This window comes from Escherichia sp. Lx600-2 (genome assembly GCF_036662595.1).
GTDB classification, from domain to species: Bacteria; Pseudomonadota; Gammaproteobacteria; order Enterobacterales; family Enterobacteriaceae; genus Escherichia; species Escherichia coli.
This window is the reverse complement of record NZ_JAYQWM010000106.1, coordinates 1-10011: the sequence shown is the minus strand read 5'-3', so window position 1 is coordinate 10011 and position 10011 is coordinate 1. Positions and strand designations below refer to the sequence as shown.

General features: G+C 49.5%; 11 protein-coding genes. 8 read left to right on the top strand and 3 right to left on the bottom strand.

Features of this window, described 5'->3' with window-relative positions; genetic code table 11:
* Positions 1 to 308, bottom strand: a 308-nt coding sequence (locus OQV04_RS21640; RefSeq protein WP_240771553.1) for a transposase, incomplete at its 3' end; no start/stop codon positions are given.
* 469 nt (positions 309 to 777) lie between these two features.
* On the opposite strand from OQV04_RS21640, the gene repA reads away from it, so the two are divergent.
* The 6 genes from repA (at position 778) to OQV04_RS21610 (ending at position 8651) form a co-directional block, all read left to right on the top strand.
* Positions 778 to 1638 (top strand): replication protein RepA, encoded by an 861-nt coding sequence (repA, locus tag OQV04_RS21635; protein WP_001076427.1) that lies wholly within the window; start codon positions 778 to 780, stop codon positions 1636 to 1638.
* Between the two features lie 399 nt (positions 1639 to 2037).
* On the top strand, positions 2038 to 3243 hold the full coding sequence (locus tag OQV04_RS21630) for an AAA family ATPase (protein ID WP_039022244.1): 1206 nt from the start codon (positions 2038 to 2040) through the stop codon (positions 3241 to 3243).
* A complete protein-coding gene (locus OQV04_RS21625; protein ID WP_023338075.1) occupies positions 3240 to 4205 on the top strand; it encodes a ParB family protein in 966 nt (321 codons plus the stop codon). Before OQV04_RS21630 ends, OQV04_RS21625 begins: the two co-directional genes overlap by 4 nt.
* A 264-nt stretch (positions 4206 to 4469) precedes the next feature.
* Positions 4470 to 6176 carry a hypothetical protein gene (locus OQV04_RS21620; RefSeq protein WP_039022245.1) on the top strand — a complete coding sequence of 569 codons (1707 nt, stop codon included), beginning with the start codon at positions 4470 to 4472 and terminating at the stop codon, positions 6174 to 6176.
* A gap of 60 nt (positions 6177 to 6236) precedes the next feature.
* Positions 6237 to 7826: a hypothetical protein gene (locus OQV04_RS21615; RefSeq protein WP_039022246.1), complete on the top strand. Its 1590-nt coding sequence runs from the start codon at positions 6237 to 6239 to the stop codon at positions 7824 to 7826.
* Between the two features lie 9 nt (positions 7827 to 7835).
* Complete coding sequence (locus tag OQV04_RS21610; protein ID WP_039022247.1) at positions 7836 to 8651, top strand: hypothetical protein; 816 nt, start codon at positions 7836 to 7838, stop codon at positions 8649 to 8651.
* Positions 8652 to 8763: 112 nt separating this feature from the next.
* Here the strand turns inward: OQV04_RS21610 and OQV04_RS21605 are convergent, their stop codons facing one another.
* Entirely contained in the window at positions 8764 to 8982 is a 219-nt protein-coding gene (locus tag OQV04_RS21605; RefSeq protein ID WP_106494519.1) for a hypothetical protein, read from the bottom strand.
* 4 nt (positions 8983 to 8986) lie between these two features.
* Here OQV04_RS21605 and OQV04_RS21600 point away from each other — a divergent pair, with 4 nt between their 5' ends.
* Together OQV04_RS21600 and OQV04_RS21595 are read left to right on the top strand one after the other, a co-directional pair.
* Complete coding sequence (locus OQV04_RS21600) at positions 8987 to 9268, top strand: hypothetical protein (RefSeq protein ID WP_306345112.1); 282 nt, start codon at positions 8987 to 8989, stop codon at positions 9266 to 9268.
* 11 nt (positions 9269 to 9279) lie between these two features.
* Positions 9280 to 9789, top strand: a complete 510-nt coding sequence (locus tag OQV04_RS21595) for a hypothetical protein (protein WP_039022248.1) — start codon at positions 9280 to 9282, stop codon at positions 9787 to 9789.
* A 156-nt stretch (positions 9790 to 9945) separates the two neighbouring features.
* Here the strand turns inward: OQV04_RS21595 and OQV04_RS21590 are convergent.
* Positions 9946 to 10011 (bottom strand): IS1 family transposase (locus tag OQV04_RS21590; protein WP_004209611.1); only part of this gene is annotated, 66 nt, incomplete at its 5' end.

The window sequence follows — 10011 nt, the reverse complement described above, 5'->3', positions numbered from 1 at the left end:
CGGTGGAGCTGCATGACAAAGTCATCGGGCATTATCTGAACATAAAACACTATCAATAAGTTGGAGTCATTACCTTCAATACGTTGTAGCTTTTTCCTGAGCTCACGGATTTCAATTTGTTCCGGGGTAATGGGGGAGGCTTTTGGTGTTTTTCCCTGCCGCTCATCACGTAATTGTTTCACCCATCGCGTCATTGTGGAAAGGCCGACATCCATAGCGCTGGCTGCATCTGCCACGGTATAGTTCTGGTCAACGACCAGTTGAGCGGATTCGCGTTTAAACTCTGCGCTGAAATTTCTTTTTTTCATTATGGCACCTGTGTTGTTCTGAGGTGAGCATATCACCTCTGTTCAGGTGGCCAAATTCAGTAAACCACTTCAATTGGATACCAATTCCTGTACGAGGGCGATGAGCTTAAATGCTATGAACATGGTCTTCTCATCGAAAGCGTAGAATAATACGACTCCCTTCCAACCGGCTACGTTGGCCGGTTTTTTCACTTATCCACATTATCCACTGGATAGATCCAATAATCAGGTCCATACAGATCCCAATTAGATCCATATAGATCCCTGATCGTCGTAGGCCGCGTCCCGTCTGGCTTAGAAGCCTTTCGCGATGTGTGCTGGAGGGAAAACGATGTGCGCTGGAGGGAAAAAAATGTGTGCTGACGGGTTGCTAATGTGTGCTGGCGGGATATAGGATGTGTGCTGACGGGAAAGCCAGGGTAGTTATCATCACTGATAAAAACTATCCACATAATTCGGAAAAAGCAATATGAATCAATCTTTTATATCCGATATTCTTTACGCAGACATTGAAAGTAAGGCAAAAGAACTAACAGTTAATTCAAACAACACTGTGCAGCCTGTAGCGTTGATGCGTTTGGGGGTATTCGTGCCGAAGCCATCAAAGAGCAAAGGAGAAAGTAAAGAGATTGATGCCACCAAAGCGTTTTCCCAGCTGGAGATAGCTAAAGCCGAGGGTTACGATGATATTAAAATCACCGGTCCTCGACTCGATATGGATACTGATTTCAAAACGTGGATCGGTGTCATCTACGCGTTCAGCAAATACGGCTTGTCCTCAAACACCATCCAGTTATCGTTTCAGGAATTCGCTAAAGCCTGTGGTTTCCCCTCAAAACGTCTGGATGCGAAACTGCGTTTAACCATTCATGAATCACTTGGACGCTTGCGTAACAAGGGTATCGCTTTTAAGCGCGGAAAAGATGCTAAAGGCGGCTATCAGACTGGTCTGCTGAAGGTCGGGCGTTTTGATGCTGACCTTGATCTGATAGAACTGGAGGCTGATTCGAAGCTGTGGGAGCTGTTCCAGCTTGATTATCGCGTTCTGTTGCAACACCACGCCTTGCGTGCCCTTCCGAAGAAAGAAGCTGCACAAGCCATTTACACTTTCATCGAAAGCCTTCCGCAGAACCCGTTGCCGCTATCGTTCGCGCGAATCCGTGAGCGCCTGGCTTTGCAGTCAGCTGTTGGCGAGCAAAACCGTATCATTAAGAAAGCGATAGAACAGCTTAAAACAATCGGCTATCTCGACTGTTCAATTGAGAAGAAAGGCCGGGAAAGTTTTGTAATCGTCCATTCTCGCAATCCAAAGCTGAAACTTCCCGAATAAGTGTGTGCTGGAGGGCAGCTGCATTTGAAAAATGTGCGCTGCCGGGAATGCCTGCCCATTTTCCTGTTTTTGGTGTGCGCTGGAGGGTTGCGCCACGCAGTTTGCCCAGACATTCCCTCCAGCACACATCTAACCATCCAAGTTTCCCTCCAGCGCACATCTAATCTTCTATCTTTCCCTCCAGCACACATATTTGATACCAGCGATCCCTCCACAGCACATAATTCAATGCGACTTCCCTCTATCGCACATTCTGGTCCTGCATCATCCCTCCAGCACACATCTAATAACCTCATCGCCATTTCTTTACGTGCAATAATTGGCGCACGAGTCAAAAAAAGTTGCACGTAGCAGAATCAAACGTACAATTCACTCATACGAAATGATAAGGAGATGATGATGAAACGCGATTACGGCGGTGTCGGCACCATAGCTCTTCGTGCAAGCGCATTACTTAAGGCCATGAGTCAGGATATTGAAGATCAGCGTAAAGAGTTCAATCAGACCGAGTATTATCAGACGTTCACTCGTAACGCTGTGGCAAAGTTGCCGAAGCTGAGCCGCCGCATTGTGGAGCAGGCCATCAAAGAGATGGAAGATGATGGGTACCAGTTCAACAAGAAACAGGTCGGTAACGTTGAACAGTACGCGCTGACCATCCAGAACGTCATTGATATCTATGCCCACCGTAAGATCCCCAAATATCGCGACATTCACAAATTGCCTTACGTTATTTTTGTCGTAAACCTGAAGGGTGGCGTATCCAAAACGGTTTCCACAGTAACGTTGGCGCACGCTCTGCGTGTGCATCAGGATTTACTGCGTCACGATCTGCGCATTCTGGTAATTGACCTTGACCCTCAGGCATCCAGCACAATGTTCCTCGACCATACTCACAGTATTGGTTCCATCCTGGAAACCGCCGCGCAGGCGATGCTGAACGACCTGGACGCGGAGACGCTACGCAAAGAGGTGATTCGTCCGACCATCGTTCCTGGCGTAGACGTGATTCCAGCCTCTATCGACGATGGCTTTGTTGCCAGCCAATGGAAAGAGCTGGTTGAAGAGCATCTTCCCGGACAAAATCAGTACGAAATCCTTCGACGCAATATCATTGATCGTGTTGCGGATGATTATGACTTTATCTTTATTGATACCGGTCCACACCTGGATCCGTTCCTGCTCAACGGTCTGGCGGCCAGCGATTTGCTGCTTACCCCTACCCCACCAGCCCAGGTTGACTTCCACTCAACACTGAAATATCTCACCCGTCTGCCAGAAATGCTGGAGCAACTGGAGGAGGAAGGCGTAGAACCGCGTTTGAGCGCCAGCATTGGTTTTATGTCGAAGATGACCGGCAAGCGCGATCACGAGACATCACACAGCCTTGCGCGTGAGGTTTACGCCAGCAACATTCTGGACTCTTCTCTGCCTCGTCTGGATGGCTTTGAGCGATGCGGCGAGTCTTTCGACACCGTAATCAGTGCCAACCCGCAATCGTATCCAGGCAGTGCAGAGGCGCTGAAGAAGGCACGAACCGAGGCCGAGCGTTTCACTAAGGCTGTGTTTGATCGAATTGAGTTTGTTAGGGGTGAGGCGGCATGAAAAAAATAGTTTCCCGTGGACGAGTGCTGGGCAAGAATAGCTCCGAGTTTGCTCGCATGCTTGAAGGCAGTGAAGGCACCAAAACCTTTACCCTAAAATCTGGTCGCCAGGCTAAATTTTTGCTTACCGTTGTGCTGAGTGGTGAGATTGAGTCGCGCACGTTCGTTGACCCGGCAGTTAACGGCCGCGATCAGTCTCTGCTCACCCCTGAGTCGGTAAGCGATATTTCCCGCACCATTAAATTGCAACAGTTCTTCCCGGCTATCGGTCGTATGGTTGGGGAGCGCATTGAGGTATTGGACGGATCACGTCGCCGCGCTGCGTGTATCTTCAATGAAACGAAATTTGAGATTCTGGTGACGAAAGATGAGATCAGCCTGGCGGATGCCCGCCAGCTGGCCATTGATATCCAGACAGCCCGCGAACACACTCTGCGCGAGCTGGGTAAACGCTTCGAGGTTATGTACGGCAAGAATATGACCAAAGAAGAGATCGCCCGAGCTGAGAACATCTCAAAGGCTAAAGTGACGCGAGCTTTCCAGGCTGCGGCGGTGCCGGATGAGATGATTGCTGTCTTCCCTGTTGCCAGCGATCTCGCCCTGCCTGATTACCAGTTGCTGCTCCAGATCTCCGAAGATGCTAACGCCAAAAACGTACCGATTGGAGATCTGGTTGATACGGTGCGCGAGCGAATTGCAGAGACTGAGGGCGCGAAAGAGGATAAAGCGAAGATACTGGCTATCTTCAAAGCGGAAAGCAAAAGCCTGAAGCCCGCGCCGGTTAAATCTGTGGTGGTTGAGAAGCTGCGAGACTTCTCTGACCGTCGCCAATATGCTCGAAAGAAGTCCGATCCGAAAAAACGGGTTGTCGCCTACGAGTTCTCCAGACTCCCGTCTGAAGTGCAAACTGAAATTGACGAAGCAATAAAAAAAATCATTGGGAAAATGTCTGCTGGGGAATAATCCCGCTGGTGGGAGGTGGTGTTAGCCCCTCCCCTTCCTAAAATGTCCCGCACCGATTTCATTGCTAACCTTATGATTTGCATGTGTTTTTTAGGGGGGTTTCAGACTGAAATTCCCACGATTTAACGCCTGCATTCACCGTCCACTTCCCCGCACAAAAAATTTAAAAAATTACTTTTCGCGAGAAAGTCAACAAGTGACTTTCAATAAAATCTCTTCCGAAAAGGGATTCACACAAGTGCCTTGTGTTTAAGGAAGAGTAACTTGAGTAACTTACGCGAATACCAGAATCGTATTGCAGATATCGCAAAACGCTCTAAAGCCGTTCTTGGCTGGGCAAGTACAGCACAGTTCGGTACTGATAACCAATTCATCAAAGATGATGCCGCGCGTGCCGCATCTATCCTTGAAGCTGCACGTAAAGACCCAATTTTTGCGGGTATCTCTGATAATGCCACCGCTCAAATTGCTACCGCGTGGGCAAGTGCACTGGCTGACTACGCCGCAGCACATAAATCTATGCCGCGTCCGGAAATTCTGGCCTCCTGCCACCAGATGCTGGAAAACTGCCTGATTGAGTCCACCCGCAATAGCATGGATGCCACTAATAAAGCGATGCTGGAATCCGTCGCAGCAGAGATGATGAGCGTTTCTGACGGTGTTATGCGTCTGCCTTTATTCCTCGCGATGATCCTGCCTGTTCAGTTGGGGGCAGCTACCGCTGATGCGTGTACCTTCATTCCGGTTACGCGTGACCAGTCCGACATCTATGAAGTCTTTAAAGTGGCAGGTTCCTCTTTTGGTTCTTATGCTGCTGGTGATGTTCTGGACATGCAATCCGTCGGTGTGTACAGCCAGTTACGCCGCCGCTATGTGCTGGTGGCAAGCTCCGATGGCACCAGCAAAACCGCAACCTTCAAGATGGAAGACTTCGAAGGCCAGAATGTACCAATCCGAAAAGGTCGCACTAACATCTACGTTAACCGTATTAAGTCTGTTGTTGATAACGGTTCCGGCAGCCTACTTCACTCGTTTACTAATGCTGCTGGTGAGCAAATCACTGTTACCTGCTCTCTGAACTACAACATTGGTCAGATTGCCCTGTCGTTCTCCAAAGCGCCGGATAAAGGCACTGAGATCGCAATTGAGACGGAAATCAATATTGAAGCCGCTCCTGAGCTGATCCCGCTGATCAACCACGAAATGAAGAAATACACCCTGTTCCCAAGTCAGTTCGTTATCGCGGCTGAGCACACGGTACAGGCGGCGTATGAAGCACAGCGTGAATTTGGTCTGGACCTGGGTTCCCTACAGTTCCGCACCCTGAAGGAATACCTGTCTCATGAACAGGATATGCTGCGTCTTCGCATCATGATCTGGCGCACTCTTGCGACCGACACCTTTGACATCGCTCTGCCGGTTAACCAGTCCTTTGATGTATGGGCAACCATCATTCGTGGCAAATTCCAGACTGTATATCGCGACATTATTGAGCGCGTTAAATCTTCTGGTGCGATGGGGATGTTTGCTGGTGCTGATGCAGCATCTTTCTTCAAACAGTTGCCGAAGGATTTCTTCCAGCCAGCCGAAGACTATATCCAGACTCCGTATGTTCACTACATCGGTACCCTGTTCGGTAACGTAAAAGTGTACGAAGTACCTGCTGGTATTTGTAAGAACTTAACGACAGAGAACATTCAGTTCAGCTCGATGGATGTGCTGTGCTACGTCCGTGATGAAAATCCGGGTAAAGCAGGCTTCGTGACTGGTGATGCTGTCCCGGCTATCCCGTTCCAGCATCCGACCACTCCGGCGCTGGTCAACCGTACCACACTGTGGGGTTCGGCTATCAACGATATGCACCCACGCAACGGCGCTGATTACTTCACTCGTGTAACGCTGACAATGGCCAAAAAAGGCGGGCTTAACTTTATAAGCGGCGACACGATTGATGCCGGTGACTCTGAGTAATCAGGGGAAGTTCTCCGTTTAACATAGCGCCCCCGTGCGGGGCGCATAACAGGGAAAGTTATGTCTCAATATTCAATTCAACAGTCATTAGGTAATGCATCCGGCGTCGCGGTTAGCCCGATCAATGCCGATGCGACGTTATCTACCGGTGTTGCATTAAATAGCAGCTTGTGGGCTGGTATTGGCGTATTTGCGCGTGGCAAGCCGTTTACTGTTCTTGCGGTTACTGAGTCCAATTACGAAGATGTTCTCGGCGAACCGCTGAAGCCGTCTTCCGGCTCACAGTTCGAACCAATTCGCCATGTGTACGAAGCTATTCAGCAAACGTCTGGTTATGTTGTCCGTGCTGTTCCGGATGATGCGAAGTTCCCGATTATTATGTTCGATGAATCAGGCGAACCGGCTTATACTGCGTTGCCATATGGTTCTGAAATTGAACTTGATAGCGGCGAAGCCTTTGCTATCTACGTTGATGATGGTGATCCGTGTATTTCACCTACCCGTGAGTTAACCATCGAAACGGCAACAGCGGACAGCGCGGGTAATGAACACTTCCTCTTAAAACTAACCCAGACGACTTCGCTCGGTGTGGTAACGACCCTGGAGACACACACTGTGTCTTTGGTGGAAGAAGCGAAAGATGACATGGGCCGCTTGTGTTATCTGCCTACGGCTCTGGAAGCCCGTTCTAAATATCTGCGCGCGGTTGTTAATGAAGATCTGATTTCTACAGCGAAAGTAACAAACAAAAAATCGTTGGCGTTCACTGGTGGTACCAACGGTGATCAGTCGAAAATCTCAACCGCTGCGTACCTGCGTGCGGTGAAAGTGCTGAACAATGCGCCGTACATGTACACCGCTGTTCTTGGCTTGGGCTGCTATGACAATGCGGCTATCACCGCATTAGGTAAAATCTGTGCAGATCGCCTGATTGATGGCTTCTTTGATGTCAAACCGACATTGACGTACACGGAAGCGATCTCTGCTGTTGAAGATACCGGTTTACTTGGTACCGATTATGTAAGCTGTGCTGTCTATCACTTCCCGTTCTCCTGCAAAGACAAATGGACCCAATCCCGTGTGGTCTTCGGTCTGTCTGGCGCGGCGTATGCGGCGAAAGCTCGTGGCGTCAAGAAAAACTCTGATGTCGGCGGTTGGCATTACTCACCGGCTGGTGAAGAACGTGCCGTCATTGCTCGTGCGTCAATTCAACCGCTGTATCCGGAAGATACCCCGGACGAAGAAGCAATGGTCAAGGGCCGTCTCAATAAAGTATCTGTTGGCACCTCTGGCCAGATGATCATCGACGATGCTTTAACTTGCTGCACGCAGGATAACTATCTGCACTTCCAGCACGTCCCATCCCTGATGAATGCAATCAGCCGTTTCTTTGTCCAGTTAGCCCGACAGATGAAGCATAGCCCGGACGGTATTACTGCGGCTGGCCTGACTAAAGGGATGACCAAACTTTTAGATCGCTTTGTCGCCTCCGGCGCTCTGGTGGCTCCTCGTGATCCTGATGCTGACGGTACAGAACCGTATGTGCTGAAAGTTACGCAGGCGGAATTCGATAAATGGGAAGTAGTCTGGGCCTGCTGCCCGACTGGCGTAGCCCGTCGTATCCATGGCGTACCGCTGCTTATTAAGTAAGGGAATACAATGAGGAAAAACTTTTTTCAATCCGGGGCATTTTTGGGGAATGGACTGTCCCGTTTCGCTTTGAACGCTGATCCGGTGCAGTTGATGGAATCTGCCCGTGTAAGTGCCCAACCGCCAACCGAACCGGTGATTAATAATAATCCGGAACCGGCGGCACAGATTAACGAGAACGTTCAATCTGACCCGGCACCTGAGCAAATCCTGGAAGGAAAAGAAGGTAAAGAATGGACCGTCGAACAGGCGCACAAGATGATTCTGGAAGCTGCAAATCGAAGTGCTATGCAGAATGCGTTGAGTAATGCGGCCGATGCCGTTTTCGCCTGGGCTGATAGCGGTGATCTGACTTTCGACTCCCTTGATGGTTTCGTTCAGGCTATCGCTGGTATCTCTGACGACGACGATACCGAAGTTACAGAAGAACAGGACGATGCCTATAACGAAGCATGGGCAAATGTTGCTGACTTCCTCGCAGCATGCGGTGTAGATGATGACCTGATCGAAGCATTGGCCGACGATGAAGACGACGACGCAGCTGCTGATGTTGGTTCCGCTATCGCTGGTTTGGATAGCGACGACCGCGACGAACTGGAAGCGGCGTTTGTTGTTGCTGGCACTTCTGATGAAATGCTGACTGAAGCATTTAAGAAGGTTGTTCGTAACGGTGAGATCAAGCTCATCCGTAAACGTCTGCGTAAAAAACGTCTGACTGCGGCTCAAAAATCGGCGCTGAAAAAAGCGCGTCGTAAAGCCCAGACCGGCGCGGCAAAACTGGCCCGCAAAAAGTCAATGAAACTGCGCCGTAAGCGCCTCGGCTAAAGGAGGAGGCCGGAGAACTCCGGCCTTTAACTTGAATGGCACCTATACCTTTTGGGGTTTACAGCCAGGCTGACGGTGTATCGCCATTTCTGAAAGTTACTTTAACGAACTCTCAGTACCAGGTTACCGGATATATCAGCCAGGGGGCGGCAATGAATCTGGCCCAGAATTGGGAAGCGCCGTTTACCGGTATGTCTATGGGTTCTGTTGCTGGTGCCTTCAGTGGTTTTGCGCAGGTTGGTACTGAAACAACGTCAGTTGCCCGTTGGAACAGCTTAATGGTTTGGGAAGGGGGGACACCGCCGACTTTCACGCTGCCAGTAACTTTCATTGCTTTGTTTAACCCATATACGGAAGTTTCAGGTGCTATCGCCGCGTTGTCAGCAATGATTAGCCCGGAACTTAAAGACGCTAGTATTGGTGGTCGAATCCCGGAGCGTGTGACGCTAAACATTGGTCGCCGGATCAACATCATTGATGTCGCTATCCAGGACCTTAGTTTCGATCTCGATGCCCCCAGGGATAGTAATGGGCATTTCCTGAAAAACACCGTCAACCTCCAGTTGACCGGTTCTTCGATATATAACAGCTCCGATATTGTTCGGGCGTTCCAGTAAAAGGATTTTATATGGGGCACAATAACACTAAGGGAAACCGTAAATTTATTAAGGGCCGCTATACTGCCAACGCGGCCAAAGGCGAACGACTGGTATCTTCTGAATTCCAGCTCACTTTTGCAGGCCATGAAGATATCAGCGTACTGGTTCGCACATCGCAAATTCCTGAAATGACCCGCGAGGATGTGGAGGACTATGGTCCGAATGGTGTGAAGTTCAACCAGCACGGTCCAATTCGAAACTCTGGGGAAATCCAGGTCCAGTGCGTGGAGACTATCGAAGGCGATATTCTTCAGTTCATTAAGGATCGCATTGCAGAGAAAGACTATGTTGATATCACGATGGCTGCTACCCCTGAATCCAAATCTTCCGGGGTTAACGCTGTGACAAAAGCTGCTACAACAATTGAAATGTTGGACTGCAAAATCTACAGTGATGCAATCGACTTTAGTACCGAAGATGTGACTGCTGCTGTGCGCCCGTCACTTCGTATCGTCTACAACTGGATTGATTGGGATTAAGAGTCATCCCTTGTATTTTAAAGCTCCTTCGGGAGCTTTTTTATTTGGAGAGGAAAGGGTGCATTGAGGATACCTGACACACGAAGAGTGGCGGGGATCTCTCCCATAAGCGCTAACTTAAGGGTTGTGGTATTACGCCTGGGTTATGACTCCAACTTATTGATAGTGTTTTATGTTCAGATAATGCCCGATGACTTTGTCATGCAGCTCCACCGATTTTGA